At 62.4% G+C, this 24,238-nt stretch carries 30 protein-coding genes and 3 tRNA genes; 17 read left to right on the top strand and 16 right to left on the bottom strand.

Features of this window, described 5'->3' with window-relative positions; all coding sequences use genetic code 11:
- The first annotated feature begins 6 nt into the window (after nt 1-6).
- Nucleotides 7-94, top strand: a tRNA-Ser gene (locus tag KW843_RS02840).
- Here KW843_RS02840 and KW843_RS02835 read toward each other — a convergent pair.
- Nucleotides 80-343, bottom strand: coding sequence for a hypothetical protein (locus KW843_RS02835; RefSeq protein ID WP_218293565.1), 264 nt, complete (start codon nt 341-343; stop codon nt 80-82). The genes KW843_RS02840 and KW843_RS02835 overlap by 15 nt on opposite strands.
- Before the next feature lie 201 nt (nt 344-544).
- Nucleotides 545-1,042, bottom strand: a complete 498-nt coding sequence (locus KW843_RS02830) for a DUF2726 domain-containing protein (RefSeq protein ID WP_218293564.1) — start codon at nt 1,040-1,042, stop codon at nt 545-547.
- Between the two features lie 305 nt (nt 1,043-1,347).
- Here KW843_RS02830 and KW843_RS02825 point away from each other — a divergent pair, with 305 nt between their 5' ends.
- From KW843_RS02825 to KW843_RS02775, 11 genes are all read left to right on the top strand, one after another.
- Nucleotides 1,348-2,571: a replication initiation factor domain-containing protein gene (locus tag KW843_RS02825; RefSeq protein ID WP_218293563.1), complete on the top strand. Its 1,224-nt coding sequence runs from the start codon at nt 1,348-1,350 to the stop codon at nt 2,569-2,571.
- A 23-nt stretch (nt 2,572-2,594) separates the two neighbouring features.
- The gene (locus KW843_RS02820) at nt 2,595-2,918 is read left to right on the top strand and encodes a hypothetical protein (RefSeq protein WP_218293562.1); all 324 of its coding nucleotides are present in this window, start codon (nt 2,595-2,597) and stop codon (nt 2,916-2,918) included.
- A gap of 2 nt (nt 2,919-2,920) precedes the next feature.
- A complete protein-coding gene (locus tag KW843_RS02815) occupies nt 2,921-3,133 on the top strand; it encodes a hypothetical protein (RefSeq protein WP_218293561.1) in 213 nt (70 codons plus the stop codon).
- A complete protein-coding gene (locus KW843_RS02810) occupies nt 3,126-3,317 on the top strand; it encodes a hypothetical protein (protein WP_218293560.1) in 192 nt (63 codons plus the stop codon). Before KW843_RS02815 ends, KW843_RS02810 begins: the two co-directional genes overlap by 8 nt.
- Complete coding sequence (locus KW843_RS02805) at nt 3,310-3,513, top strand: hypothetical protein (protein ID WP_218293559.1); 204 nt, start codon at nt 3,310-3,312, stop codon at nt 3,511-3,513. The genes KW843_RS02810 and KW843_RS02805 overlap by 8 nt, the downstream gene beginning before the upstream one ends.
- Nucleotides 3,514-3,516: 3 nt before the next feature.
- Nucleotides 3,517-3,732 carry a major capsid protein gene (locus tag KW843_RS02800; protein WP_218293558.1) on the top strand — a complete coding sequence of 72 codons (216 nt, stop codon included), beginning with the start codon at nt 3,517-3,519 and terminating at the stop codon, nt 3,730-3,732.
- 1,288 nt (nt 3,733-5,020) lie between these two features.
- Nucleotides 5,021-5,551, top strand: a complete 531-nt coding sequence (locus KW843_RS26960; RefSeq protein ID WP_218293557.1) for a virulence factor TspB C-terminal domain-related protein — start codon at nt 5,021-5,023, stop codon at nt 5,549-5,551.
- 3 nt (nt 5,552-5,554) lie between these two features.
- A complete protein-coding gene (locus tag KW843_RS02790; RefSeq protein ID WP_218293556.1) occupies nt 5,555-5,857 on the top strand; it encodes a DUF2523 domain-containing protein in 303 nt (100 codons plus the stop codon).
- A 3-nt stretch (nt 5,858-5,860) separates the two neighbouring features.
- Complete coding sequence (locus tag KW843_RS02785) at nt 5,861-7,042, top strand: zonular occludens toxin domain-containing protein (RefSeq protein WP_218293555.1); 1,182 nt, start codon at nt 5,861-5,863, stop codon at nt 7,040-7,042.
- 163 nt (nt 7,043-7,205) lie between these two features.
- Complete coding sequence (locus tag KW843_RS02780; protein ID WP_218293554.1) at nt 7,206-7,646, top strand: hypothetical protein; 441 nt, start codon at nt 7,206-7,208, stop codon at nt 7,644-7,646.
- Complete coding sequence (locus KW843_RS02775) at nt 7,643-8,221, top strand: recombinase family protein (protein WP_218293553.1); 579 nt, start codon at nt 7,643-7,645, stop codon at nt 8,219-8,221. Before KW843_RS02780 ends, KW843_RS02775 begins: the two co-directional genes overlap by 4 nt.
- Nucleotides 8,222-8,859: 638 nt before the next feature.
- Here KW843_RS02775 and KW843_RS02770 read toward each other — a convergent pair.
- The 5 genes from KW843_RS02770 to KW843_RS02750 all read right to left on the bottom strand — a co-directional run bounded on the left by KW843_RS02770 (nt 8,860) and on the right by KW843_RS02750 (nt 12,080).
- Nucleotides 8,860-9,387 carry a hypothetical protein gene (locus KW843_RS02770; RefSeq protein WP_218293552.1) on the bottom strand — a complete coding sequence of 176 codons (528 nt, stop codon included), beginning with the start codon at nt 9,385-9,387 and terminating at the stop codon, nt 8,860-8,862.
- A 463-nt stretch (nt 9,388-9,850) separates the two neighbouring features.
- Complete coding sequence (locus KW843_RS02765; protein WP_218293551.1) at nt 9,851-10,222, bottom strand: DUF2750 domain-containing protein; 372 nt, start codon at nt 10,220-10,222, stop codon at nt 9,851-9,853.
- Between the two features lie 423 nt (nt 10,223-10,645).
- Complete coding sequence (locus KW843_RS02760; protein WP_218293550.1) at nt 10,646-10,885, bottom strand: hypothetical protein; 240 nt, start codon at nt 10,883-10,885, stop codon at nt 10,646-10,648.
- Nucleotides 10,886-10,922: 37 nt separating this feature from the next.
- Nucleotides 10,923-11,195 carry a hypothetical protein gene (locus tag KW843_RS02755; protein ID WP_218293549.1) on the bottom strand — a complete coding sequence of 91 codons (273 nt, stop codon included), beginning with the start codon at nt 11,193-11,195 and terminating at the stop codon, nt 10,923-10,925.
- 300 nt (nt 11,196-11,495) lie between these two features.
- Nucleotides 11,496-12,080: an IPTL-CTERM sorting domain-containing protein gene (locus tag KW843_RS02750; protein ID WP_255591736.1), complete on the bottom strand. Its 585-nt coding sequence runs from the start codon at nt 12,078-12,080 to the stop codon at nt 11,496-11,498.
- A gap of 447 nt (nt 12,081-12,527) precedes the next feature.
- Between KW843_RS02750 and KW843_RS02745 the strand changes: the two genes are divergently transcribed.
- Nucleotides 12,528-12,875: an I78 family peptidase inhibitor gene (locus tag KW843_RS02745; RefSeq protein ID WP_218293547.1), complete on the top strand. Its 348-nt coding sequence runs from the start codon at nt 12,528-12,530 to the stop codon at nt 12,873-12,875.
- A gap of 43 nt (nt 12,876-12,918) precedes the next feature.
- Here KW843_RS02745 and hemW read toward each other — a convergent pair whose 3' ends face one another.
- The 5 genes from hemW to KW843_RS02720 all read right to left on the bottom strand — a co-directional run bounded on the left by hemW (nt 12,919) and on the right by KW843_RS02720 (nt 17,871).
- Nucleotides 12,919-14,172, bottom strand: a complete 1,254-nt coding sequence (gene hemW, locus KW843_RS02740) for a radical SAM family heme chaperone HemW (protein WP_218293546.1) — start codon at nt 14,170-14,172, stop codon at nt 12,919-12,921.
- Between the two features lie 172 nt (nt 14,173-14,344).
- Nucleotides 14,345-14,947, bottom strand: coding sequence for an RdgB/HAM1 family non-canonical purine NTP pyrophosphatase (rdgB, locus tag KW843_RS02735; protein ID WP_218293545.1), 603 nt, complete (start codon nt 14,945-14,947; stop codon nt 14,345-14,347).
- A 66-nt stretch (nt 14,948-15,013) separates the two neighbouring features.
- Nucleotides 15,014-15,748, bottom strand: coding sequence for a ribonuclease PH (rph, locus tag KW843_RS02730; protein ID WP_218293544.1), 735 nt, complete (start codon nt 15,746-15,748; stop codon nt 15,014-15,016).
- A gap of 121 nt (nt 15,749-15,869) precedes the next feature.
- The gene (locus KW843_RS02725) at nt 15,870-16,772 is read right to left on the bottom strand and encodes a PP2C family serine/threonine-protein phosphatase (protein WP_218293543.1); all 903 of its coding nucleotides are present in this window, start codon (nt 16,770-16,772) and stop codon (nt 15,870-15,872) included.
- 82 nt (nt 16,773-16,854) lie between these two features.
- Nucleotides 16,855-17,871: a serine/threonine-protein kinase gene (locus tag KW843_RS02720; RefSeq protein ID WP_218293542.1), complete on the bottom strand. Its 1,017-nt coding sequence runs from the start codon at nt 17,869-17,871 to the stop codon at nt 16,855-16,857.
- Between the two features lie 90 nt (nt 17,872-17,961).
- On the opposite strand from KW843_RS02720, the gene KW843_RS02715 reads away from it, so the two are divergent.
- The 4 genes from KW843_RS02715 (at nt 17,962) to KW843_RS02700 (ending at nt 22,116) form a co-directional block, all read left to right on the top strand.
- Nucleotides 17,962-18,864, top strand: a complete 903-nt coding sequence (locus KW843_RS02715) for a YicC/YloC family endoribonuclease (RefSeq protein WP_304505103.1) — start codon at nt 17,962-17,964, stop codon at nt 18,862-18,864.
- 36 nt (nt 18,865-18,900) lie between these two features.
- Nucleotides 18,901-19,521, top strand: a complete 621-nt coding sequence (gmk, locus tag KW843_RS02710; RefSeq protein ID WP_218293540.1) for a guanylate kinase — start codon at nt 18,901-18,903, stop codon at nt 19,519-19,521.
- Between the two features lie 15 nt (nt 19,522-19,536).
- Nucleotides 19,537-19,740, top strand: coding sequence for a DNA-directed RNA polymerase subunit omega (gene rpoZ, locus KW843_RS02705; protein ID WP_005794722.1), 204 nt, complete (start codon nt 19,537-19,539; stop codon nt 19,738-19,740).
- Between the two features lie 96 nt (nt 19,741-19,836).
- Nucleotides 19,837-22,116: a bifunctional (p)ppGpp synthetase/guanosine-3',5'-bis(diphosphate) 3'-pyrophosphohydrolase gene (locus KW843_RS02700; RefSeq protein ID WP_218293539.1), complete on the top strand. Its 2,280-nt coding sequence runs from the start codon at nt 19,837-19,839 to the stop codon at nt 22,114-22,116.
- A 67-nt stretch (nt 22,117-22,183) separates the two neighbouring features.
- Here KW843_RS02700 and greB read toward each other — a convergent pair whose 3' ends face one another.
- The 4 genes from greB to hrcA form a co-directional block, all read right to left on the bottom strand.
- Nucleotides 22,184-22,741 carry a transcription elongation factor GreB gene (gene greB, locus KW843_RS02695; protein ID WP_218293538.1) on the bottom strand — a complete coding sequence of 186 codons (558 nt, stop codon included), beginning with the start codon at nt 22,739-22,741 and terminating at the stop codon, nt 22,184-22,186.
- 79 nt (nt 22,742-22,820) lie between these two features.
- Nucleotides 22,821-22,897 (bottom strand) — tRNA-Arg (locus KW843_RS02690).
- A gap of 206 nt (nt 22,898-23,103) precedes the next feature.
- Nucleotides 23,104-23,180: transfer RNA gene (locus KW843_RS02685), tRNA-Ile, on the bottom strand.
- A gap of 51 nt (nt 23,181-23,231) precedes the next feature.
- Nucleotides 23,232-24,236: a heat-inducible transcriptional repressor HrcA gene (gene hrcA, locus KW843_RS02680; RefSeq protein ID WP_218293537.1), complete on the bottom strand. Its 1,005-nt coding sequence runs from the start codon at nt 24,234-24,236 to the stop codon at nt 23,232-23,234.
- Nucleotides 24,237-24,238: the final 2 nt, after the last annotated feature.

The raw sequence follows: 24,238 nt of genomic DNA, 5'->3' as shown, positions 1-24,238 counted from the left end.
CCTCCCGGAGACTTGGGTGAGCGGTTTAAACCAGCAGTCTTGAAAACTGCCGACGGGCAACCGTCCGTGAGTTCGAATCTCACAGTCTCCGCCATGCCTTGACGCGGCTTTTCAGCCGTGCAAGTAGCTCGCTGTCCTTCTCAGCCTCGAGAGCCGCGATAGCAATCCAGTGCTCTGGATTTTCTCCTAATTCGATAGCAACATTGCCAGCCATGACAGGGCTTAACCGGCCTTTGCTTCTCGCAACATAGAACGCTTCAGGCGTCACATTGAATTGTCGCGCCCATTGCGCAGGGTGCTGCTTTTCGAGGGCTTTTGCCCACAAATCCATAGTCGTGTTCATGCTAAGTACCCGTTTGGAATAACAGGGTTTTAGCATTTTTCGTTGCCCGCGTTCATAACAGGTAGTTAGCCTAACGCCCTGTTAGCCAACAGGAGCCGCCTTGTATACGACCGTTTGCACATCCCCTGCCAATCAACGCCGAGGCATCAGCTTGGCGGCTCCTGTCTCAGCATGGCAGGGGGTGTGCACCCTGCTGCGCTGCTATCGCTCGGCGCGCATGTCCATCAATTCGGCGGGCATGGTCGGAACCGCTGGTGATTCGAAGTCGTCTCTGACGCGGTCAATGTCCGGCACTCGCGGATATCGCAGCACCCGATACCCCGCATTCACTAGCAGCACATCGCGGGCTCCGTCTTCCTTCTCCCGCCCTCGATGGCTGCTGTCGTCCAGCTCCACCACAGCCAAAACGCGGAATGCCTTGTCGCAAACCACGAAGTCCGCAACCTTGCGATCGAACGTGTTGCGCGCCGCATATGACCGTGCTGTCAGTAGCGCACTGAAGCTCACTTGCGCCAGCACGACAAGCTCAGGTAAAGCCTGCACAAGCCGGTTGTACATGGCTTGCTCACGTTCGGTCATCAGTGCTTTTTGTTTGGGCTTTTCGCCTTTGCCTCCGCGCTTCTTGTTCGCCCCTGTCATCACTGCCACGACGACCAGCAGCAGGGCCAGCACTGCCAGCAAAACGAATAAATTTTTCATTGGTACTCCCTCCGTTGCAGGAGGAAGTTTCGCATGACCGATAGGCCCATCTTCAACCGTCAATCCGGCGCAGGCATGGTGCCCATGTTCATTGGTCGCGCCCCTCACCAATGGCAGCACGTCCTCGCCTTCCTCGATGCACTACCCAAGCAAGACGACGCGGCCGCGACCGGCAAGCGAAGCGCGGGCGCGGCCGCGTCGGCTGTTGTTGCTGATTCTTCTGCTATCAATTTTGGGGGGTGCGTAGCGTCAGCAACAGCTGTCCCCGATGGTAATCACGGGGACAACTTCGAAGGGGGCAGAGCGTGACCATCGCCACCCCCCTCGTCCTTGATGGAAACGAAGTCCTGCTTCGTTTGCACGAAGAGCGCACCGTGACGGGTTCGCCCGTTCACATCGATTGGCTGCGTTTCACGCTCAATCTTCGGTTCGCTCCCATCCCTACGGTGGACACCCTGTTTCCCCCACGCGATGACACCGCCGATTGGGAAAAATCCGCCCACACCATCAGCGAAGAAGACCGTCGACGCCACGATTTGGCCCGCATCCTCCGTGGCCTGGATGATCCCGACTTCGCAGCCACCACCCAGGCCCTGGAGCTTGCAGAGAACGTGTGCGAACTGTTGGGCGATGGCTTCACCGTGGACCCTGAGCTGAAGAAGGGCCACGACTTCTACCGCTACCGCTGGTCGATCATGCGCGCAGGCTCCGAATGCGGCTGGGTCGGATGCCTGTCCAGCGGCGACAGCCCGCGACAGTCCGCCCAGGCCAAAACCCTGCACTGCAACCTCTACGGCGCGGCCTGCACCTTTGCCCGTCCTGGCTGGCACTACCAGATGGCCGACTATCTGGAAGAGCACCGCGCAGTGGTCACGCGCTGCGATCTCGCACTTGATTTTTTCGAGGGCATCTCAGGCGGCATGGACCGCATCGGCGCCGACTATGACGCGGGTTTGATGGACCACCTCGGCCACCGGCCTAAGCACAGCTGCGTGGGTGCATGGCGCGCTGGTGGGGTCGGCCGCTCCTTCTACTTCGGCAGCAAGGCCGCAGGCAAGCAGACCAACGTCTATGACAAGGGTGTGCAGCTGTACGGCGAACAGGACGCCACCGGCTGGCAGCGCATTGAAGTGCGCTACGGCAACCAAAAGCGCTTGCTCCCTGTCGATCTGCTGCGCAGGCCCGCCAACTTCTTTGCAGGCACCAGCGAATGGCACGCGCTGCTGCTGGCCGAGCACGGCGAAGTGGCCCAGGCAGAACCCATCAAAACAGAGCCGCGGCTACCGCTCGAAACGCTGATGGCCGAGTGCACGCGCAACGCACGTTGGTTCTTCTCCACCGCTGGCAAATCCGCCGCCCTGGCCTTCCTCTACATGGACCGAGAAACCCTGGCGGGCTTTATCGAGAACTGTGCCGAGCTTCCTGGCCGCCTGTCGAAGTTCAAGCGTCAGGAGGTCGAGCGCGTCTATCAAGCGATGTTCAAAAAAGTCTCTGGCACCAGCGTTGGCCCCGCTGCGTTCGCCGCATAACCCAGGCCAAAAAGGAAACCCAAATGCGTATGCAAAGCCAAGCCGTGTTGCACGGTATCAAGTCCAGCAAGGGCGACTACGAGGGCCGCGCTTTCGACTCCACCACGTTCCACCTCTCGGTGGACATGGGTCAAAGCTCCAGCGGCGAAAGCATCGGCGTTGTCACCCGCCCGTTCAAGTTCGGCGACTCGTCGGAGTTCCAGAAGTGGGCCCACCTCAAGGCCAAATGGCCCATCACCGGCGTGATGTGCGATTGCGAATTCGACGTGGTCGCCGGTGCTGACAACTCCACCAAGCTCACGCTCCTGGGCATCCGCCCCGCAGCCACGGCCAAAGCCGCAGCCTGACCATGCGCCTCGTCATCCAGTCGCGCACCACGGGCTGCTTTCTCGCGCCCAACGTTGAGGACGGACAGCCCGAATGGGTCATGTTGCTGTCCGAGGCTGCAACGCTGGATGACGTGGAAACCTGCGTCCAGCTGATCGAAGACCACGCAGAGCCGTTTCACCGGCCTGCTGTCGTGGACCTTGACGATCTCTACGGAAAGTCCCTTCATGCCTGAAATCGACCTCCCTCACGTGGCCCGGCAACTCGCCATCCTGGGCATCTGCAGTGGCTTCGTAGGCGCTGCCCTGTGGACCCTCGTTACCGGCTCCCTCGGTGTCCTGGCCGCACGCCTGCACGCCCGCGCCATGCGCCGTCAACGCATCGCCCAGGCACGTGCCCGCGCTTCCGGTCATGCCTGAACAAACCATTCAATGCGCCTCGGCCTGCACGGTCACCGTGGTGCACGAAATCACGCTTCCCGTGCTCGATCTGAGCCCGGCTGAAGCGGCACAAATCAGCAGCGCCATCCTGCTGGTGTGGTCTGTGGGGTGGGCCTTCCGGGCCCTCATCCAGACCATTCGATCCGATGGAAATTCATCAACCCAAGAGGACTGAAAAATGAACCGCTTCAATGCACAAACCCGCCGCTTCGCCACTGCTGCCGCAGTCGGTGCCCTGGCCCTCGCCAACAACGCGCACGCCGCCATCGATGTGACCGGCGTCGTCTCCGAGATCGGCGACACCATCGCGCCCATCGGCCTGATCGGCGCCGCCGTGCTGCTGGTCGTGGTGGCGATTGCCGCCTTCAAGTGGGTGCGCCGCGCTATCTCCTAAGCGCCCCTCGCATGTGCTCCCTGACCGGCCGGCAGGGGCCTTGCAAAAGTCCACGCGGTGGGCTTCTTCAAGGTGCAAAGCAAATGGGCCTCTTCGTCATCGTCGCAATCCTGGGGGCCGCATGGCTGATCTTTACCGCTTGATCTCTAGCGTGCTCGCCCTGGCGGTCTTGTTGATTGCTGCTGCAGTCTCGCCGCCGGTTGGGGCTGCTTTCAGTCCCACGCCCGGCCATAGCTACAGCGCATCTAACGGCCAGAATGGGTTTCCGACCGCGCTTGCTGCATGTCAGTCGCTAGGCGGTACATCTGTTGGCTCTTTCAGCAATGATCAGGCGTACTGCTATCAGTCCGGCACCACGGGATTTAAGGGCCTTGTGAGTCGGTATGCGGCATCTACCTGCCCCTCTGGCAGCACGCTGGGGGGAGGGCAATGCACGTGCAACGCTGGGTTTGACGAGTTCCAGAATCAATGCCTGCCCGCTTGCGCGGCGGGTTGGACCCGTGGCACCGATGGCGCGTGCAAGCGCGACAACCCGTGCGGGGAAGGTATGCATGAGGAAGGCGGCGCCTGCGTCCCCGACAACTGCAAGCCCGATGAGGTCCGCGTTAACGGCGTGTGCGTTAAAGAACCTCCCTGCGACCCTGGATACACACGCATCAACGGCAAGTGCGTGAAAGACAAATGCCCGAAGGCAGGCACCAGCGCCGGGGAGGGTTGGGAAATGTCCTCGGCGGCCACCGAGTACACATGTGAGGATCAGGGCGTGAGCTATGACGGCCCGGTCCAGTACTGCATGATCAAGGTGGTCAACAACATGGACGTCAGCTACAACGGCAGGACGCTTTACTATGGGCGCGGCACATACACGGGCGGTCAGTGCCAGGGTGGCACGGGTGGCGGCGATGGTCCCGGCACTGGCCCCGGTGAAGGACCTGGCGAGGGTCCGGGCGAAGGTCCCGGCACGGGTCCTGGTACTGATCCTGGCACCAACCCTGGTGGCGGTCCCAAGCCACCGGACCCTAACAATCCGCCCCCTCCGCCGCCGCCTCCGGTCCCCCCGGACAGCAATGGCAATTGTCCGCCTGGAACCCAGCGCTACAGCAACGGTAACTGCTATGCGCCCACCCCGCCGCCGCAGCCTCCAAACAGCAACGGCACGTGTCCCCCTGGAACCTCCAAGGTAGGCACCAGCTGCGTCTCGCCCTCGCCGCCCGGCAAGCCCATCCCGGAAAAGCCAAACGAGAACGGCGACTGTGGCCCGGGCTTCCACCGTGAGGGGAACTGGTGCGTGATCAACCCCAAGCCGCCCGAAGGTGGCACCTGCCCCGTGGGTACGCACTTGGTGAATGAAGTGTGCGTTTGGAATGCCGGTGTACCGCCCGATGGGGGCGGCAATGGCAATGGCAACGGGGAGGGCGACGGTGACGGAGAGAGCGGCTTTGCTGGCTCGTGTGTCGCGGGGTTCTCATGCGAGGGCGATGCCATCCAGTGCGCCATAGCGAAGGAGCAGCACAGCAGGGCCTGCAAGCTGTTTGACGACAAAAGCGCGGAGTCTGAGCTTTATGGCAAGGAAAAGGGCAAGGAAGGCGTGCAGACAAAAGACCTTCCCGGTAACAAGTCCGAGACCATGACGGGCCGCATCAACATGAGCGATGCATTGGGCGGTGGAGGCCAGTGCATTCAGGACCTGAGCGTCGTTGTGATGGGCCAGTCTATGACCCTGCCTTTCAGCAAGATCTGTCCAAGCATCGCGGTCATTGGAAACATCATGGTCGCGGTGTCGCTGCTGCTGGCCGCTCGTATTCTTGTGAGGGGGTAAGCCATGCCTGTATTCATCGCTGCCATCGGCGGCATGCTATTGAATCTCGTCGGCTCGCTGGTCGGCCGTGTGTTGATCGCCTTGGGCATGTGCGTCATCACCTATACCGGCGTGAATGCCGCGCTGGATGAGCTCAAGAATCAAGCCATTCAGCAGTTCTCATCCCTGCCCCCTGAGGTGTTCTCGATGCTTGCGGCCATGAAGGTAGGGGTAGCAATCAGCATCGTGACCAGCGCCATGGCGGCACGCATGCTGCTCGATGGCCTCACGTCCGATACGTTCAAGCGCTGGGCGCTCAAGGTATAGCCCATGCTGCACATCATCAGCGGCGCCAACGGCGCGGGAAAGACCCTGAACACCCTCAAGTGGGTACGCGAACGCCAGCTCAAGGAAAACCGCCCCGTGTGTCACAACGGGCGCTTCGAATCCGTCGAAGGCGGGGAGCTTGCGGGCTGGAAAAAAATCGACTTCAAGGATTGGCAGGCAGAGCCGGATGGCACGATCTTTCTGATCGATGAGGCGCACAATGATCTGCCAAACCGCCCGGCAGGGGCCGCAGTGCCGGACCCCATCAAGATGCTGGCAGAGCACCGCAGGCGCGGCTTTGATTTCTATCTGGTCACCCAGCATCCCCAGAACCTCGATAGCTTCGTGCGCAGGCTCGTCGGCCCGCCTGGATGGCACCGGCACCTGAAGCGCTCCTTTGGCGTCGATATGGTCAGCATGCTGGAGTGGTCCGCCGTCAATCCCAATTGTGAGAAGGACGGCAGCGGCAAGACCGGCACAGTGACCATGCAAGCCTTTCCGAAGGAGGTCTACGGCTGGTACAAAAGCGCCAGCCTGCACACCGGCAAAAAGAAGCTGCCCGCGAAGCTCTGGGTGTTCCTGGCCTGCGTGTTGCTCATCCCGCTGCTGATCTGGTTTGCATCGTCCAAGCTGCTGGCAAAGACCGAGGCGAAGGTGCAGGCGAAAACCGCCAGCGAGGCCCAGGCGCAGGCCAATGCGATGCCGCAGCAGGTAGCGGCAAAGCTCACCCCCGATCAGTACATCAAGGAACGCTCACCGCGCCTCAAAGACTTCCCGCACACGGCCCCGGCCTATGACGAGGTGACAAAGCCCACCGTGGCCCCATACCCTGCGGCGTGCATCACGATGGGCAAAACCTGCAAGTGCTACTCACAGCAGGCCACGCTTCTGCAGGTCAGCGGCCCCGTGTGCCTGCAGATCGTGGCGCAGGGTTTCTTTGTGGACTGGCAGCAGCAGAACCAGCAACAGGGCCAACACGCCATTCAGGGCCCGCAGATGCAGCCTATGCAGGCCCGGGGGCGCCCCGCAGAGCCACCACCGCAGCAGGTGCGCACGGTGCCCATGCCGACCCCGCAGTTACAGCAGCCTGGCCAGATCACCCAGGCCGACATACCCCAGGCGCTGGGCATCAGAAACCCTGCGTTCAACGCCCACCCGCACAACAGCGGCAGTCAAGGCGGCTGACGTCGCGCCACATCGTTCTGAGAGACAAACCGGGGCCCCGGGAACGGAGGCCTTGTGCCGCAGTGGTGGGGTCGGGGTATGGGGTGAAAAACCCCATGTCAGCCGGTTATGCAACCCGTGCCCTATCTAGACCAGCGATACACTGTTTTACAGGAGGGACAACATGCACAGGCGCTCGTACCAGACAGAGGACGAAGGGTCGTTTCTGCTGGACATCATCAAGATTGCAATCGGTGTATTCATCGGCGGGCTTGCAGCCGCCTTCACGTACGAAGCCATCCTTGCATACCGGGCTGAAATGGCGATACGCAAGGTGCAAGAGGAAGTCAAAGCCCAGGCGGACCGCATCGAAAAGCAAGACGCCCGTCGTCGCCAAGCCGAGGCCGAAGCTCTCGATGCAGCGCAGCTTGAGGCGGATCAACTCCGATCTGCCAAGGCCCTCGCGCAGCGGCTGGAAACCGAGCGCCAGCAGCGCAAAGATGCTGCCTGGGCCAAGTTCTACCAGCCTTCTCCCAACTGCAAGATCGACCCCGGCACCACCCCGTGCGCCAACGAACACATGGTTGCTCGAAAGCGCTTTGAAGGCCAGTACGTAGACCGTTGACCTCCTACGGCTACGCGCGCGTTTCCACCACCGAGCAGAACACCGCCGTACAGCTCGCGGCCTTCAAGCGCGCAGGAATCAAACACGTTGTGCAGGAAAAGCGCAGCGGCGTCGCGCAACGCCCTGAGCTGCAAAGCCTCCTTGCTCGCCTGCGTCCCGGTGATGTTCTTGTCGTTTACAAGCTCGACCGCCTGTCTCGCAGCCTGCGTGATCTTCTCCGGCTGCTGGAGTCCCTGGAGCAAGCTGGCGTCACGTTCCGCAGCCTCACGGAATCCATCGATACCAGCAGCCCAGCGGGCCGCATGTTCTGCCACATGCTGGGCGCCTTCGCGGAGTTCGAACGGGCCATGATTCGTGAGCGCTGCGCCGCTGGATTTGAGGCCGCCAAAGCAAGGGGGCAGACATTTGGAAGAGCCCGCTCTATGCCCGAAAAGACCGAAGCCAAACTGGTTCGCATGTACCTCTCAGGCAACTACACAATGCAGGCCCTAGCGGATCACTTTGGCGTGCACACTTCCAGTGTCAAACGTGCAATTTACAGAATCACGAAACCTGAGCACAGCAGCTTAAGATAGCGACGTGCGTATCTCATTGCACAGACAGGAAACGGCCAGAAGCAGCCGGTCGCGGCTAGCGAAAGCGGACGCTCAAGGTTCGCGTCTAGCGGGCCAGCCAACTAAGTTTGCGCGAGTTTGCTTGACCAAAGAGCTAAAGCGTCTTTCCGCCCTCATCGTGAACGCCAATCGCTCGTAACCGGCCAGCCACCTCGGCCAGGGCCCCAGATTGCGAACGAAAACGGGAGAGAAACCGAGTTCGCCACCGAGCCCAGTTCTCTTGGACCGCACTCAAAGCAGTCGCAGACGCTCCAGGGTCATCATCAAACCCAAACTCGAAGCCACAGCTGCACATCTCGAATGACGCAGCACCATCGCCAAAGTACGGCGCCTGCTTCAATTCAACGCTGCCGCAGACAGGGCAAGCCCAGTCACCAGACTCGGCTTGATAGATGGAAGCATTTGTTCCGTCTCGAAGGACTACTGGATGGGCACGCATGCGCTCGTAAATGATGATGGGCGATTGCAAATAGCAGAATTCGGCCAGGAGCGGTCTGTGGCGGCAGATAAAAGCGGACACTAAACGTAGAGATGACCGGACCACATCTCTCGCGGCGAAGCCGCCTTCCTGCAGTTGTGGGTCCGAGTCGATTGGCATGTTAAGCCCTTGACTCACTGAGAGCGCGAGAGATGAAGGCGAGGTGTTGTTCATACAGCGTGTGTGCCGTTGATCCTGGAGCATGGCCCTGAATTTTCATCATTACCCGTGAACTCTGATCTCGAAGCAGGTTCTGCAAGGTCATCAATCGTTCGAACAGTTCTTTCGAAGCCTTGTACTGTGACTGACCCCATTCGTAATTCTGCTTGGCAAGTCGCTCGAAGTCCCGTGCCTCGTACTGCCCCGGCGTTTGGGTCACAGCTTTTCCAGATAGCGCAATCTCGGCTCCATGGTCGGTCACGATGTGAGCCTCGGTGCCTGAAATCACGGATACATGGGCACCTGAATCATCTTTCATCACTCTGCAGAGTTCGGCATAAACAGCATCAGCGTTGTGCGGATCATCAACCTGCAGAAGTAAAACTGGCGGCGATGTCGGAGACGGGTCAAATCCCCCAACAACGAAACGCACCAGAATTTTGCCTTCGTCCCGGTGAGTGTGTTCGAGGAAACCTTCGAATGGATGCATGACAAAAGGGTTTAACGAATGAAAGGGACTTCCCCGTCCCCTGTGAACCGCGCAGTTGCGGAGTACGGCATCAAGTATGGGGCCGTAAGCAGAAAAAATGACCGGATTGGAGAGTTGCGCTCAGCGTCGGCTTCGGGCCCAAAGCAGACAGGGATGCTCATCTGTTTCTCGCTCAAAGTTGGCGAAGAATCCTCCGAAGCTCAGATAGTGAATTGCTGCAAGGTAGCATTCCGAGCTCCTCCGCTTCTTGTGGCGAAACATCTTCTGCGATAACCAAAATAGACAACGCATGAAGCCTGTCCTGCAAGTCTTTGGGGACGCCTTCAAGCGCCGAAAGATGTAGCTCAAGACTTGCGGCAATTGCGCTCGCGGGAGCTAAGCCAGTAGCGTACTTGTCCGCAATTTCCAGCACTCGCTCGGCTATTGAGGTATTCGACAAATCGTGAATTTCCGCTCCTGGCCGTCAGGAGTAGTTTTCGTCCAGCTCGGCTTGAATAGCTTGGCTCAGTGTCTCTGCGCTCATCACTATGCCCGCAGAATGGGGTGTTGAGAAAACGGCCACAGACCTGTGGTCCTTCGACATGCCGGGAAGCCAACGCTGCTGAAAGGCCTCAAGGGTTATTGAAGCGGGCTCACAGTCTACCCACGGTCCCGTAGCACAAGCACCGGCGTAATCGGGATGGGGCCAAACGGGGGCAATCTCGTCTGCTCCATTCGTACTGCTCAGGACCCAGCCGTCTTGGTTCCGCAGGCTCCAAACCTCCTCCCAATCTGCAATTCGCTTGATGAAATGTCGCAGCCGCTCCTCAGCAGGCAATCCGGAAACCGAAGCCATTTCCTGCGGTCTTAGTAGATATGACATGGGGGCCTTTTTGCTCCGACCAAAAAGTGAGGAGGTAGGTTCGTGAGTGGCAGCTTCTGGCCGATAGCGGAAAGTCTATCAGCGGTGCTATTTGCGACACACGATCCGCATGGTCGCGGTATACGCAACCAGAAGAGTCCCCTCAGGCAAGCGCACAAACACGCACCGCTCTAGAAATCCCTAAAAGTGGTTGGTTCGAAAACCACAGTCTCCGCCAAAACGCAAGAATGGCCCCCCGCAGTGGAGACCTCTTTGTCTTCGCGTGGCCGATCACAATGAAGGGCATCCGACAGGCCTTTCCGCACAAGCGGAACTCTCTAAAGCTGGCCATGGCAAGCACCGTGGTGGCGCACCTTCGGTCATCCTGAACGGTATCCATCAACGACCCGGCATCCATCACCCCCCGGAAACCGGCGGGGCGAAGCCCAGCACGCCGTCCACCAGCAGCATCAAGAGTGCTGCGCGCAAGTCGTCGCTGGTGTCCGTGACCCCCGTGACGAGGCCGCGCTGCACCCAGATGGCGCGCCCATTGAAGTTCGCGTCGCCCGTGGTGGATTGCAGGTGGCGCGCCAGGATCTCAACCCGTGCATAGTCGCTGTCCGAAATCGAATTCGCAACCGTGATGGTGCTGCTCATGGAGTCCTTGGCGAAGCCGGTCAGTGCGCCTCAAGGTTCAATCATTCATCGCATGCCTGGCACCCTGCGCGCTGCGCGGCGCATTCACAAAGCCACCTTTCAGCGCGTCTTCCACCACGAGCCGGAGGAGGTTCTCGCGCAAGCTGTCGACAGTGTCGGTGACCACGAACTCCTCGACCGGGCCCCGGGTGACCGCGATGGCAACGCCGTCGAAGTTGGCGTCGGTCTGCTGAAGGCAACGCATTACGTCCAGCACACGTTCAAAAGCCTCTTGCGGCACCTTCTGTGCAATGGTGATGTGGATGTTCATGTCTGACCTTGGTTGCAGGGTTGCTGAGCTTGCAGCGAAGAGACCCAGCCCCAGCGGTCATCGATGCCGCCCCCAGCTTGCGCCACCGCGCGGCATCCGTCTATGGGCGCGGTCCTACATCCTCGCCTTTATCTTTGCGATGGATGGATGGATGAATAAATGGACTGGCCGCGCGCAATGGCCGAGGTGCTCGTGCGAACCGCGATGTCCTTGACGCCATCATCCCTGCACCTTCGCACCACGCAGCAGGGCGCAAAAAAAGCCCACCGGAGTGGGCTCTGCGCTGTGCAACAGCCTGGCTCAGCGTTGCCGGCGCCGCAGCCCCACGAGGGCACCGGCGGCCAGCAGGCCAGACATGAGGAGCATGGCCCATTCACTGAGCGTGGGAATGCTGGCTGTCGAAGCCACCACAATGGTGAAGGAATCTGCGGTGGGCCCAGCCCCCCAGGTCCAGGTATAGGAGCCCGGGGTGAGGCCGAGGGCCGCCATCGTGGTTCCCGCCCAGGTCGTTGTGGAGGGCGCCAAGGGGGCGCCGGAAACATAGCCGACGGGCACTCCAATCCACGCCCCCGACGTGATGCCCGCCGCGTCGCCGGTGGTACTGGAGGACAGGATGCCTGCGCCCGACCCATAGTCCGCAGGCCCCAGCGTGGTGATCGCATAGATGCTCGACGGCGGCGTTCCGACCAGAGCCATTCCAAGATTGGGGATGATCACCGCCGGTGAAATGGTGTTCCCGGCAAAAGTCGCACCCGAGGTGTTGATGCTGCCGCTTCCCGTGGCGACGACATCTGGGCCGCTCTGGACAAAATTCAGCGTGTACGCAGCGTGTGAATGGCCGCAAGCAAACACCAGCGCCATGGCCGCGCATTGGACGATTTTCATTGATTCCCCCTGTGAGCGGACGTTTGTAACACGCCGTGAGAAGTCGGCCAACTTCTGGCTGCGCACGTGGCCGCACGGCAGGCGGCGGGCAGGGGTGAAGCCCCGCGGCCGCTGACTCGGAACCAAGCCCTCGCGGCTGCTGTCCGGACCGGCTCCGTTGGTTCGCAGGCCCTCAGCGCCCCCGGCCAGCACGCAAAAAAAAGCCCGCAGTGCGCGGGCTGAACACTTGCTTGTGCAAGCGGGAGGGATGTCGAGAGGGTATCGACGCACGCATCCTAAAACGCCCGTCTTGTGCCAGCTGTAGGACAACATCGCGTGCGGTCCGCGCCGCCGCGGGCAGGGGCTACCGGGCCGGTGCAAACCCGCAGGCCGGGTTGTTACGCGCGGACACGCCGCCCGGCGGAGGGTTCTAGTATGGTGAGCGGATTCGATACCCGAAGGATCCACATGTTGAAAGCTTCTCTTGCCCTTGTGGGCAGCGTGACCTTGGCCGCCGCCATGACGGGCTGCTCCGGTTATGGCCAGACACCCGCCCCGTCCTCCTCCAGCGGGTCCGGCAGCGCCACGCCTCCACCGGCGGCGCCTCCAGCAGCGGTGTGCAACGCCCAGCCCGCGCAGTTCGCGGTGGGGCAGAACAGCACCTCCTCGGTCATGGAGTCCGCACGCGCCCGATCGGGCGCGCAACTGGCCCGCATCCTGCGGCCGGGGCAGATGATCACCAAGGAGTTTGATGCGCAGCGCCTGAACCTGGAGGTGGATGCCAACGGGCGCATCATCGCCGTGCGCTGCGGCTGATCCGGCCCGCGACACCGGGCACGCGGCGGGCGCCCGCGATCCTTCAGTCGGCCAGAAAGAGTTCCTGCAGGTCGCTCAGGAAATCAAAGCCCCGCTCCGTCGGGCGCACGCGGGCCATGTCGCGTTCGATCAAGCCCTTGCGCTCGGCCGCCTCCAGGCCTTTGGCGATGGCGGTGACGGGCAGGCCGGTGCGGGCCATGAAGTCCTGCAGCGCAAAGCCCTCGCGCAGCCGCAAGGCATTGAGCATGAATTCGAACGGCAGGTCGGCGCGGCGCACCTCGTCATCCTGGGCCACGGCGCGGCCGGCCAGGGCGTTGTCCATATAGCGGCCCGGATCGCGAAAGCGCACCTGGCGCACCACGCGGTGCGCAAAGCTCAGCTTGCTGTGCGCGCCCGCGCCAATGCCCAGATAGTCGCCGAACTGCCAGTAGTTGGTGTTGTGAAAACATTGGTGCCCCGCCCGGGCGTAGGCCGAGATTTCATAGCGCCCCAGGCCCGCCTGCCCGGTCATCTCCGTGATGCGGTCCAGCATCGCATAGGCCTGGTCATCCTCGGGCACGGCCGGCGGAAACTTCGCGAAGTAGGTGTTGGGCTCGATGGTCAGGTGGTAGATGGAGATGTGCGGCGGTTTCAGGGCCAGCGCCGTCTGCATGTCCTGCTCCAGCTCTTCCAGCGTTTGCCCCGGCAGCGCGTACATGATGTCGAGGTTGAACGTGTCGAAGGCCTGGGCAGCCTCCCCCACCGCCGCCAGGGCCTGGGCGCGGTCATGCACCCGGCCCAGGGCCTGGAGGTGCCGGTCGTTGAAACTCTGCACCCCCACCGACAGGCGCGTGACGCCCGCTGCACGGAACGCTCGGAAGCGGTCTTTTTCGAAGGTGCCGGGGTTGGCCTCGAGGGTGATCTCGCAATCGGCCTCCAGCCGCAGGCGGGCGCGGATGTCGCCGATCAGCCGGTCAATGGCTGCGGGCGAGAACAGGCTGGGCGTGCCCCCGCCGATGAAGATGCTGTGCACCGTGCGGCCCCAGATCAGCGGCAGCGCCGCCTCCAGGTCGGCCATCAACGCGTCGATGTAGCGTTGCTCGGGCAAACCGCCCCCTCCCGGATCACCGGCGGCCTCGCGGTACTCATGCGAGTTGAAGTCGCAGTACGGGCATTTCTTCAGGCACCAGGGCAGGTGCACATACAAGGACAGTGGAGGCAGGCTTGGCAATTGCAGCAGGCCGGGCCGCATGTAGTGCTGGATGTCGCGCACCACGGCGGGCGCATCAGCAGCAGCAGGAATGATGGGAATAGCCATTGCAAGCCTCAAAGGTTCATAGCGCTCGCGCCGCAGTACCCGCCTGCAGCGGGAGCTGTCGCGCGGACGACCGCCGCGCAAGGGCCTCCCAGGCGGCGCAGCTGCGTTTCACTTGCGTGCGCTGGCGGTGTCCCCCTTTGGGGGGAAGGCGCGAGGCGACTCAGGGGGAACTTCATGCCAGCCAGCGCTCGCGCATCAGCGCCAGCATCTGCGCGGCAGAACGGCCCCGGTGGCTGTGGGCGTTCTTCACCTCCACGGGCAACTCGGCGAAGGTCTTGCCGAATTCAGGGATGAACATCACGGGGTCGAAGCCAAAACCGTTGCTCCCCCGGGGGGCCGTGGTGATCTCGCCCACCACGCGGCCCACCGCAATCAGCGGCTCCGGGTCCTGCGGGCTGCGCACGGCGACCAGGGAGCTGACCATCGCCGCGCGGCGGTTGGCCACGCCCTGCAGTTGCTCCAGCAGGGCCCGCACATTGTTGTCGTCACTCTTCTCGTAGCCGAACTGGGTGCAGTAGTAGGCGGTATCGACGCCCGGCAGGCCGCCAAAGGCGTCCACACACATGCCGGCGTCGTCCGCCAATGCAGGCAGGCCCGTGTGTGCCGAGGCGAAGCGGGCCTTGGCCAGGGCGTTCTCGACAAAGGTGCGAAAAGGCTCTTCGGCCTCGCCCACGCCGAGGTCGGCCTGGCGCACCAGTTCCACGCCCAGCGGCTCGAACATGGCCTGCAGCTCCGCCAGCTTGCCGCGGTTGTTGGATGCAAGGACAATTTTCATAGGTCAAAATGGCCTCTGGCGCTTATCCATCAAGCGCTAGCAGCTATCAATAAATGAGTATTCCTGTCATGGGGTTTCCAGAAGCGACCGCTGCTGCAGCTGCACCAGCTCTGCAATGCCCTTTTCCGCCAGCGCCAGCAGCTGGTCCATCTCCGCGCGGGTAAAGGCCGCGCCCTCGGCCGTGCCCTGCACTTCCACGAAATGGCCAGCGCCGGTCATCACGATGTTCATGTCGGTGTCGCAGTCCACGTCTTCGACGTACTCCAGGTCGAGCAGCGGCGTGCCCTGAACCATGCCCACCGAAATGGCGGCCACGGGCTGCACCAGCGGCGACTGGGCGATCTTGCCGCTGGCAAGCAGCTGGTTGACCGCGTCCTGCGCCGCCACCCAGGCGCCGGTGATGGCCGCGGTGCGCGTGCCGCCGTCGGCCTGGATCACGTCGCAGTCGAGCTGGAGAGTGCGCTCTCCCAGCAGCTTCAGGTCGAACACGGCGCGCAGCGAGCGGCCGATGAGACGCTGGATCTCCTGCGTGCGGCCATTTTGCTTGCCCCGCGCGGCCTCGCGGTCGTTGCGGGTGTGGGTGGCGCGCGGCAGCATGCCGTACTCGGCCGTCACCCAGCCCTCTCCGCTGCCCCGCTTGTGGGGCGGCACCCGCTCCTCCACCGACGCGGTGCACAGCACCTTGGTGTTGCCAAATTCGATGAGCACCGAGCCCTCGGCATGCATGGTGTAGTGGCGGGTGATGCGCACGGTGCGCAACTGGTCGGCGGCGCGGCCGCCGGTACGGACAAAGGGTGTCATGGTGTGGGTGGCTCGTAAAAAAACACAAGGCGGATGAGTGAAGGACCTGCGTGCAGGGACACACTCCCGCGCCCCAAAAACTCAGGCCGCCAGATCCATCGGCGCCTGGCCGGCCGGGAACTCACGCCTTGCGGGCGGCAGAGCGGCGTATGGCTTCGTTGATTTCGGCGATGGACCGCTCAATGGCCGCGTCGTCCAGGTCATCCACCAGCCCGTCGAGCGGGCCCGCCTGGATGGTGGACGCAAACACGTCGTCGCTGATGCTGTCTGTCGAGACGCCCTGGGTGGACTCGAACGCGTCGGGGGTTTCCCATTCCATCGCCACCACCGTGACGTTGTCGCTGCTGTCGCCCGCCTTGCGCAGGGCATCCTCCACCAGCTCGGGCACCGCGTGCGACACCGCATTGCGGGCGAGCTGCTTGGCGATTTCCTCGTCGCTGAGCGTGCCCCACAGGCCGTCCGAGCACAGCAGGATGCGGTCGCCCTGCTCCAGATACACCGGGCCCGTGATGTCGTAGATGGGTTTGGTCGGCGAGCCCAGGCAGGTGAACAGCACATTGCGGTTGATGCGCTCGAGCCCCGGCGGGGGCGAATTGCGCAGCTCCATGTACGAATGGTCGCGCGTGCGGGTGAGCAGGTCGCCGTCGCGCACCATGTACAGGCGCGAATCGCCGCAGTGGATCCAGGTGGCCGTGCCAGCCTGCAGCACGGCCGCCACCAGCGTGGTGCGGGGCGTGTCGAGCATGCCCTTGTCGGTGGCATAGCGCAGGATCTGGTGGTGCGCGGCCAGCAGTGCGCCCGAAAGAAATTCCTGCACGTCCTTGAGCTGGGGCTTGGCCTGGCGCTGGAACAGCGCCGAGATGGTCTGCAGCGCGATCTGCGCGGCCACTTCACCTTCGGGGTGGCCGCCCATGCCGTCGGCCAGCACGAACAGGCCCGATTCGCGCGTGTAGCAATAGCCCATGCGGTCTTCGTTCTTCTCGCGGCCGCCACGGCGGCTGATCTGGAAAACCGAGAACTTCATAGTGACCCACGCAAACAAGGATGCACCACGGCATCGTTAATGAACAGGCGCCCCGCCCCAACCCGCTTCGCGTGGGTCGTTTTCATTTGGGTTTGGCTCCGATACCGGTGGCTTCACCCACCTTTTGCACGTTCTTCTTGGTGTCGGACACCAGGGTGTCCAGCTGCAGGCGCATCTTCTCGGCCACCGTGAGCTTGGTGTAGCGGCGCTCGCCCTCGCGGCTGAGCTCCTTTTGCAGCGCGAACACCGACTGCGGGCGCGACAGCGGGTCCAGCGCCATGCACCACTCCACCACCTCGATGAGGTTGTCGGAGTACACGCCGCGCAGCTTGGTCAGCGCCAGCGACAGGCGGTCTTTTTCGATGCGCTGGGGCGCCTCGTTGGGTGGAAAGCCCTGCATGCAGGCGTAGATGCAGGCACCGATGGCATAGATGTCGGTCCACGGGCCCATGGACGAGTCGCGCCGGTACATCTCGGGCGCGGCAAAGCCGGGCGTGTACATGGGGCGGATGAAGTTGCCCTCCTTGGACAGCACCTCGCGCGCGGCGCCGAAGTCGATCATCACGGCCTTGTTGTCGTCGGTGATGAAAATGTTGGCCGGCTTGATGTCGAGGTGCAGCATCTTGTGCTGGTGCACGATGCGCAGGCCGCGCAGCACCTCGTCGAACAGAGAGCGGATGGTCGACTCGCGGAACACCTTCTGCGTCTTGAGGTCACGCGCGGTGATGATGAAGTCCTGCAGGGTCGCGCCCTCCAGGTAGTTCATCACCATGTAGACGGTTTCGTTCTCGCGAAAGAAATTGAGCACGCTCACCACGGAGGCGTGCGAGATCTGGGCCAGCGAGCGCCCTTCTTCAAAAAAGCTCTTGAGCCCCAGGCGGTAGAGCGAGAGCTTCTCCGACGGCACCTTGGGCAGCAACTCGCCAGGCGCGCGCGTCGCCAGGGACGACGGAAGGTATTCCTTGATGGCGACCTGCTGTCCTTCGCTGTCCGTGGCGAGGTAGACCACGCCAAAGCCCCCGGAGGACACCCTGCGAACCACGCGGTATCCACCAATGGCGGTGTCGGGCGGCAAGGGAGCCGGCTTGATTTTTGACATATTTTGCGAAGATGACTCGGGGGTAGAGCGGAACCCGGATAATCGCCGGATCGCAAGCAACCATCAAAAAGTCCAATGCCAGTTTACAGCATGACCGGATACGCCAGCGCACAGCACGGCGCGTCCGCCACTGGCGCAGAAACCGAGGCCCGCGCGTCCCAATCGCGCAGGCTGGGGCTGGAAATCCGGTCGGTCAACAGCCGCTTCCTGGACCTGTCGTTCCGCCTGCCCGATGAGCTGCGCGCCATGGAGCCCGCGCTGCGCAGCCTGCTGACCGCCCGGCTCAAGCGCGGCAAGGTCGAGGTCCGGGCCGCCCTGGAGAACGAGGAAAGCAACACCCTGCAGGATCCGCCCGCGCGGCTGCTGCAGCGGCTCAACTCGCTGCAGGACTCCGTCAAGGCATGGCTGCCCACCGCCGCCCCCCTCACGGTGGCCGATGCCCTGCGCCTGTGCGCCAACGCCCCGTCGGGCTCCGAGGACTGGAGCGAAGCCGTGCCCGCCCTCGCGGAAGAAGCGCTGACCGCGCTCATGGCCGCCCGCGAGCGGGAGGGCAAGCGGCTGGCCACCATGCTTCTGGACAGGGTCAAGCAGCTGCGCGCCCTGGCGGAACAGGCCGTCCCCATGGTGCCCCTGTTGGTCGAGCAGCAGCGGCTGCGCTTCATGGAGCGCTGGAAGGAGGCCATGGCCCTGACCGATGGCGCCACCCTGCCCGAGGCCGCCCGCGACCGCGCCCTGACAGAAGCCACCGCCTTTGCCATCCGTATCGACGTGGCCGAGGAAATCACCCGGCTGGACTCCCACCTGGACGAAATCGAACGCCTGCTCAAGAAGGGCGGCGAAGTGGGCAAGCGGCTGGACTTCCTGATCCAGGAACTGCACCGCGAGGCCAATACGCTGGGCTCCAAGTCTGCCGCGCTTGACCTCACACGCATCAGCGTGGACATGAAAGTGCTGATCGAGCAGATGCGCGAGCAAGTGCAAAATATCGAGTAATACTCATTTTTTGATAGCGCGCAGCGCACATCAACTATGGACTACCCCGGAAATCTCATCGTAGTTGCAGCCCCCAGCGGGGCTGGCAAATCCAGCCTCGTCAAGGCCCTGCTGGAGCTGGACTCCCACGTCCACCTGTCCATCTCCCACACCACCCGCGCGCCACGCGGCCAGGAAAAACACGGCCGCGACTATTACTTCGCCTCGCAGTCTGAATTCGACGCCATGGTGGAGGGCAATGCCTTCGTGGAGTGGGCGCATGTGCACGGCAACCGCTACGGCACCTCCAAGAAAGCCATCGAGGAGCGGATTGCCCAGGGCTCGGACGTGATCCTGGAGATCGATTTCCAGGGCGCCCTGCAGATCAAGCAGGCATTTGCCAACGCCATCCTGGTGTTCATCCTGCCTCCCAGCTGGGAAGAACTGCGCTCGCGCCTGGAACGGCGGGGCGAAGACTCTCCCGATGTCATCGAAGTCCGCCTCAAGAACGCGGCCATCGAGATGGCGCAAGTCAGCAAATTCGACTTCGTTATAATCAATGAGTTGTTTGAGCGCGCGCTTTTCGACCTGAAAGCCGTAGTTCACGCCCAGCGACTCAAGTACGCCGCCCAGCGCCGCGCCCGTGCTGACACCTTCCAGTCGCTCAATATCACCTGAATCCGGAGTAAACCGATGGCACGCATCACCGTAGAAGACTGTCTGGAAAAGATCCCCAACCGCTTCCAGCTCGTGTTGGCCGCCACGTACCGTGCCCGCATGCTGAGCCAAGGCCACGCCCCCCGCATCGAAAGCCGCAACAAGCCCGCCGTGACTGCCTTGCGCGAAATCGCCGAAGGCAAGGTTGGCCTGGAAATGCTCAAGAAGGTTCCTGGTTGAGCCTTTTCCCGGGCGAAGTCCCTAAAGAGCACCGCGGCAGCGGTGCTTTTTTTTGCCCAGAAGTCGTCTGATGCGCTCCCGCGCTACATTTAAGGCATGAACGCGGTGCTCAACTCACCTTCTGCAACGCAGCCCCGGTTTGGCGAATCGCCAACGGCGGGCACCCTTTCGGCAGCCGCAGCGGCCGCCAATGCCGCTGCGGCCAGCTTTGCCGCGCTGACGGACAGCCTGGACTACCTGGACGCCGGCAGCATCGAGCAGGTGCGCCAGGCCTACCGGTTCGCGGACGAGGCCCATCTGGGCCAGTTGCGCAACAGCGGCGAGCCCTACATCACCCACCCCATCGCCGTGGCGGCCCAGTGCGCCACCTGGAAGCTCGATGCACAGGCGCTGATGGCGGCCCTGCTCCACGATGCCATGGAAGATTGCGGCGTCACCAAGGCCGACCTGATCGACCGCTTTGGGGCCCCCGTGGCCGAGCTGGTGGACGGCCTGACCAAGCTCGACAAGCTGCAGTTCAACACCCGCGAGGAAAACCAGGCGGAGTCCTTCCGCAAGATGCTGCTGGCGATGGCGCGCGACGTGCGGGTCATCCTGATCAAGCTGGCGGACCGCACCCACAACATGCGCACGCTGTCCGACATGCCGCGCAGCAAATGGGGCCGCATCTCATCCGAAACGCTGGAGATCTACGCCCCCATCGCCCACCGCCTGGGGCTCAACCAGACCTACCGTGAATTGCAGGACCTGGCATTCCGGCATCTGCATCCGTGGCGGTATGCCACGCTGTCCAAGGCCGTCAACAAATCGCGCAACCGCCGGCGCGACCTGGTGCAGAAGGTGCAGGCCGAGGTGGATACCGCCTTCTCGAAAATCGGCATGAAGGTTCGCCTGGCCGGCCGGGAAAAGACCTTGTACGCCATCTACCAGAAGATGGACCTCAAGCACCTGAGCTTTGCCCAGGTCACGGACATCTACGGCTTCCGGGTGATCGTGCCCACGGTAACGGACTGCTACACCGCATTGGGCGTGCTGCACCAGATGTACAAGCCCGTGCCCGGCAAGTTCAAGGACCATATCGCGATCGCCAAGCTCAACGGCTACCAGTCGCTGCACACCACCCTTGTCGGCCCTTCGGGCGTGAACATCGAGTTCCAGATGCGCACGGACGAAATGCACGTGATCGCCGAGGCCGGCGTGGCGGCGCATTGGCTGTACAAGGCACAGGATGGCGACGGCACGTCTGCCGAACGCCTGGGCACCAAATGGCTGCAATCGCTGCTCGACATCCAGAACGAAACCCGCGATGCCGCCGAGTTCTGGGACCACGTGAAGGTGGACCTGTTCCCCGACGCCGTGTACGTGTTCACCCCCAAGAGCCAGATCATGGCCCTGCCCCGCGGCGCGACGGTGGTGGACTTTGCCTACGCCATCCACAGCAACGTGGGCGACCGCACCACCGCCGCCAAGATCAACAACGAGCAGGTGCCGCTGCGCACCGAGCTCAAGAACGGCGACGTGGTGGAAATCATCACCGCGCCCGTCTCCACCCCCAATCCGGCCTGGCTGGGCTTTGTGCGCACCGGCCGGGCGCGCTCCAAGATCCGCCACTATCTGAAAACCCTGGCGCAGACCGAATCGGAAGGGCTGGGGGAAAAGCTGCTGACACAGGCCATCCGCGCCGAAGGCCTTGAACAACTGCCACCGCTGGACGCGGAAACCCAGCCGATGTGGGAGAAGCTGCTGCGCTTCACCGGCAACCGCACCCGCAGCGAACTGATGACGGACCTGGGCCTTGGCAAGCGCATTGCCAGCATCGTCGCAAAACGGCTCATGGTGCTGATGTCCGAGCATGGCCACCGCCCCGACGCGCTGCTCATGACCCGCGAGCGCTATACCTCGCATGAAACGCTGTCTCAGGGGGCCGTCACGCTCGACGGCAGCGAAAACGCGTCGGTGCAATACGCCACCTGCTGCAGGCCCGTGCCCGGCGACAGCATCGTCGGCTATCTCGGCCGGGGCGAAGGGCTGGTCGTCCACAACGTGCACTGCACGGTGGCCAAGCGCCTGCAGCACAAGGACAGCGAACGCTTCATCGCGGTGGACTGGTCCGACGAGCCCACCCGCATGTTTGAAACAGGGGTCGTGGTCACCGTCACCAACGGCAAGGGTGTCCTGGCCCGCGTGGCCGCGGAACTGGCAAATTCAGAAGCGGATATCACCCATGTCGACATGGATGACGAGGCCGCGCTCGACACCACCGACCTGCGGTTTATCGTTGCCGTGCGGGACCAAGCACACCTGGAACTGGCGCTGAAAAACCTGCGCCGCACCCAGGCAGTCATTCGCGCCGCCAGGATCACGCCACAGGCGTAGGAAATCCAGCTGGCCTGGAGGCCCCACCAGCCACTCGGCTTCGGCTGAGTTGCTGCGCGGTTGGCTGCTACCCGGCTCGCGGCGGGTATCTCACCGCCACCACCTCCAGATTGCGGACACCGCCCGGCGTGGGCAGTTGCACCTCATCACCGACACGGGCCTTGAGCAATGCGCGGGCGACCGGAGAAATCCAGCTCACCTGCGACTCGTGGCTGTCCGCCTCATCGATGCCCATGATGGTGATGGTGCGCTCCACGGCCCCATCATCCACATAGGTCACCGTGGCCCCGAAAAACACCTGGTCACTTCCAGCGTGAAGGCTGGGGTCCACCACTTCAGCAATTTCCAGCCGCTGGGTCAGGAACCGGATGCGCCGGTCGATTTCGCGCAAACGCTTCTTGCCATACAGGTAGTCGCCGTTTTCGGAGCGATCGCCGTTGCTGGCGGCCCAATGCACGACGTCCACGATCTTGGGACGCTCGTTGTCGATCAGGTCAAGCAGCTCATCCCGCAGGCGGGCATAGCCAGCGGGAGTGATGTAGTTCTTGCCACCCGCAGGCAGCGGAGGCAGCGCCAATTCATCTTCGTCGCCACCGTCGGTTTCTTTGGTAAAAGCCTTGCTCATAGCCACATCTCCCGATCAGCGCAAAGCGCTCTGGACAAATGAAAAAGCCTGCAATCTTTCGATTGCAGGCTTTAAACATTGGTGCGGCTGGCAGGAATCGAACCCACGACCCCTTGGTTCGTAGCCAAGTACTCTATCCAGCTGAGCTACAGCCGCTAAGCTTTGAATTATAGCATAATTTCTTGGCGACCCTTGAAATCAGATTTTTCTGCTTGTTCCTGCCTTGAAGGCAAACTCAATCAGACACTCAACTCAACGCAAGCCAGGATTGTAATGCACTCCAGAGACTCCAAAGAGAAAAGGACTGCACTGCGACAAGAAAAATGGCTGCAATCGCGATGATCGCCCGTGCGAACGACGGGTGGTAGGGCGTGTTGGACTTGAACCAACGACCAAAGGATTATGAGTCCTCTGCTCTAACCAACTGAGCTAACGCCCCAAGCCATGCTCCTGCGCCATACAACGGGGCAAGCGCCGTATTGTAGGGGCTTTACTTGCGATGGCTGAGTGCGTTGGACACGAGCTTGGACGTGATGTCCACGATCTGGATCATCCGGTCATAGGGCATGCGCGTAGGGCCGATCACACCCAGCGTGCCCACGACCTTGCCGTCCACTTCGTACGGCGAACTGACAATGGACAGCTCTTCAAATGGCACCACATGGCTTTCGCCGCCGATGTAGATGCGCACACCTTCCGCTTGGCTGGAGATATCCAGCAACCGCAGTATCTGGGTCTTTTGCTCGAACAGATCGAAGGCCCGCCGCAGGTTTCCCATGTCGCTGGAAAAATCGCTGACAGCCAGCAGGTTGCGCTCGCCCGAAATAACAACCTCGTCCTGCGCCTCCGACAGGGCCTCGGAACCCACGTTGACGGCCGCCTGCATGAGGGAGGCGATCTCGCCGCGCAGCACATCCACTTCGGACTTCAGGCGCTCGCGCACCTGCTCCATCGCGAGACCCGCATAGTGCGCGTTGAGGAAGTTGGAGGCTTCAACGAGCTGCGATTGCGAGTAGTCCGCCTCGGTGAAGATGACGCGGTTCTGAACGTCCCCCTCGGGAGAAACGATGATGACCAGAAACCGGCGCTCGGAAAGCCGCAGGAATTCGATGTGGCGAAATACCGAAGTGCGCCGTGGCGCCATGACCACCCCGACGAACTGCGAGAGGTTTGACAACAACTGCGCCGCGTTCGCAATCACCTTCTGGGGCTGCTCCGGCGCAAGCTGTGGAGGTGTCAGCGGATCCCTTTGCACCGTCAGCATGGTGTCTACAAAGAGCCGGTAGCCACGTGCCGTGGGAATGCGGCCTGCCGAAGTGTGGGGGCTTGCAATCAGCCCCAGTTCCTCCAGATCCGCCATGACATTGCGGATGGTGGCTGGCGAGAGATCGAGCCCCGACGCGCGCGACAAGGTCCTCGATCCAACGGGCTGGCCATCGGCGATATAGCGCTCGACCAGCGCTTTGAGCAACAACTTGGCACGGTCATCGAGCATGG

Origin of the sequence: Acidovorax sp. sif1233, assembly GCF_019218755.1 — a bacterium.
In the GTDB taxonomy this organism is placed as follows: Bacteria; Pseudomonadota; Gammaproteobacteria; order Burkholderiales; family Burkholderiaceae_C; genus Acidovorax.
Note: the sequence above shows the minus strand (reverse complement) of the source record. Positions and strands in the feature narration are given on the sequence as shown.

What these genes read in the sequence shown, in the direction of transcription:
- greB (WP_218293538.1), bottom strand. Translation starts at nt 22,741, where the DNA reads ATGAGCAAGGCTTTTACCAAAGAAACCGACGGTGGCGACGAAGATGAA.
- KW843_RS02715 (WP_304505103.1), top strand. Translation starts at nt 17,962, where the DNA reads ATGACCGGATACGCCAGCGCACAGCACGGCGCGTCCGCCACTGGCGCA.
- hemW (WP_218293546.1), bottom strand. Translation starts at nt 14,172, where the DNA reads ATGGCTATTCCCATCATTCCTGCTGCTGCTGATGCGCCCGCCGTGGTG.
- rpoZ (WP_005794722.1), top strand. Translation starts at nt 19,537, where the DNA reads ATGGCACGCATCACCGTAGAAGACTGTCTGGAAAAGATCCCCAACCGC.
- KW843_RS02820 (WP_218293562.1), top strand. Translation starts at nt 2,595, where the DNA reads ATGCGTATGCAAAGCCAAGCCGTGTTGCACGGTATCAAGTCCAGCAAG.
- KW843_RS02800 (WP_218293558.1), top strand. Translation starts at nt 3,517, where the DNA reads ATGAACCGCTTCAATGCACAAACCCGCCGCTTCGCCACTGCTGCCGCA.
- rph (WP_218293544.1), bottom strand. Translation starts at nt 15,748, where the DNA reads ATGACACCCTTTGTCCGTACCGGCGGCCGCGCCGCCGACCAGTTGCGC.
- KW843_RS02750 (WP_255591736.1), bottom strand. Translation starts at nt 12,080, where the DNA reads ATGAAAATCGTCCAATGCGCGGCCATGGCGCTGGTGTTTGCTTGCGGC.
- KW843_RS02810 (WP_218293560.1), top strand. Translation starts at nt 3,126, where the DNA reads ATGCCTGAAATCGACCTCCCTCACGTGGCCCGGCAACTCGCCATCCTG.
- KW843_RS02785 (WP_218293555.1), top strand. Translation starts at nt 5,861, where the DNA reads ATGCTGCACATCATCAGCGGCGCCAACGGCGCGGGAAAGACCCTGAAC.
- KW843_RS02700 (WP_218293539.1), top strand. Translation starts at nt 19,837, where the DNA reads ATGAACGCGGTGCTCAACTCACCTTCTGCAACGCAGCCCCGGTTTGGC.
- KW843_RS02755 (WP_218293549.1), bottom strand. Translation starts at nt 11,195, where the DNA reads ATGAACATCCACATCACCATTGCACAGAAGGTGCCGCAAGAGGCTTTT.
- KW843_RS02760 (WP_218293550.1), bottom strand. Translation starts at nt 10,885, where the DNA reads ATGAGCAGCACCATCACGGTTGCGAATTCGATTTCGGACAGCGACTAT.
- KW843_RS02815 (WP_218293561.1), top strand. Translation starts at nt 2,921, where the DNA reads ATGCGCCTCGTCATCCAGTCGCGCACCACGGGCTGCTTTCTCGCGCCC.
- KW843_RS02830 (WP_218293564.1), bottom strand. Translation starts at nt 1,042, where the DNA reads ATGAAAAATTTATTCGTTTTGCTGGCAGTGCTGGCCCTGCTGCTGGTC.
- KW843_RS02835 (WP_218293565.1), bottom strand. Translation starts at nt 343, where the DNA reads ATGAACACGACTATGGATTTGTGGGCAAAAGCCCTCGAAAAGCAGCAC.
- hrcA (WP_218293537.1), bottom strand. Translation starts at nt 24,236, where the DNA reads ATGCTCGATGACCGTGCCAAGTTGTTGCTCAAAGCGCTGGTCGAGCGC.
- KW843_RS02790 (WP_218293556.1), top strand. Translation starts at nt 5,555, where the DNA reads ATGCCTGTATTCATCGCTGCCATCGGCGGCATGCTATTGAATCTCGTC.
- KW843_RS02780 (WP_218293554.1), top strand. Translation starts at nt 7,206, where the DNA reads ATGCACAGGCGCTCGTACCAGACAGAGGACGAAGGGTCGTTTCTGCTG.
- KW843_RS02805 (WP_218293559.1), top strand. Translation starts at nt 3,310, where the DNA reads ATGCCTGAACAAACCATTCAATGCGCCTCGGCCTGCACGGTCACCGTG.
- rdgB (WP_218293545.1), bottom strand. Translation starts at nt 14,947, where the DNA reads ATGAAAATTGTCCTTGCATCCAACAACCGCGGCAAGCTGGCGGAGCTG.
- gmk (WP_218293540.1), top strand. Translation starts at nt 18,901, where the DNA reads ATGGACTACCCCGGAAATCTCATCGTAGTTGCAGCCCCCAGCGGGGCT.
- KW843_RS02720 (WP_218293542.1), bottom strand. Translation starts at nt 17,871, where the DNA reads ATGTCAAAAATCAAGCCGGCTCCCTTGCCGCCCGACACCGCCATTGGT.
- KW843_RS02745 (WP_218293547.1), top strand. Translation starts at nt 12,528, where the DNA reads ATGTTGAAAGCTTCTCTTGCCCTTGTGGGCAGCGTGACCTTGGCCGCC.
- KW843_RS02770 (WP_218293552.1), bottom strand. Translation starts at nt 9,387, where the DNA reads ATGCATCCATTCGAAGGTTTCCTCGAACACACTCACCGGGACGAAGGC.
- KW843_RS02765 (WP_218293551.1), bottom strand. Translation starts at nt 10,222, where the DNA reads ATGGCTTCGGTTTCCGGATTGCCTGCTGAGGAGCGGCTGCGACATTTC.
- KW843_RS02725 (WP_218293543.1), bottom strand. Translation starts at nt 16,772, where the DNA reads ATGAAGTTCTCGGTTTTCCAGATCAGCCGCCGTGGCGGCCGCGAGAAG.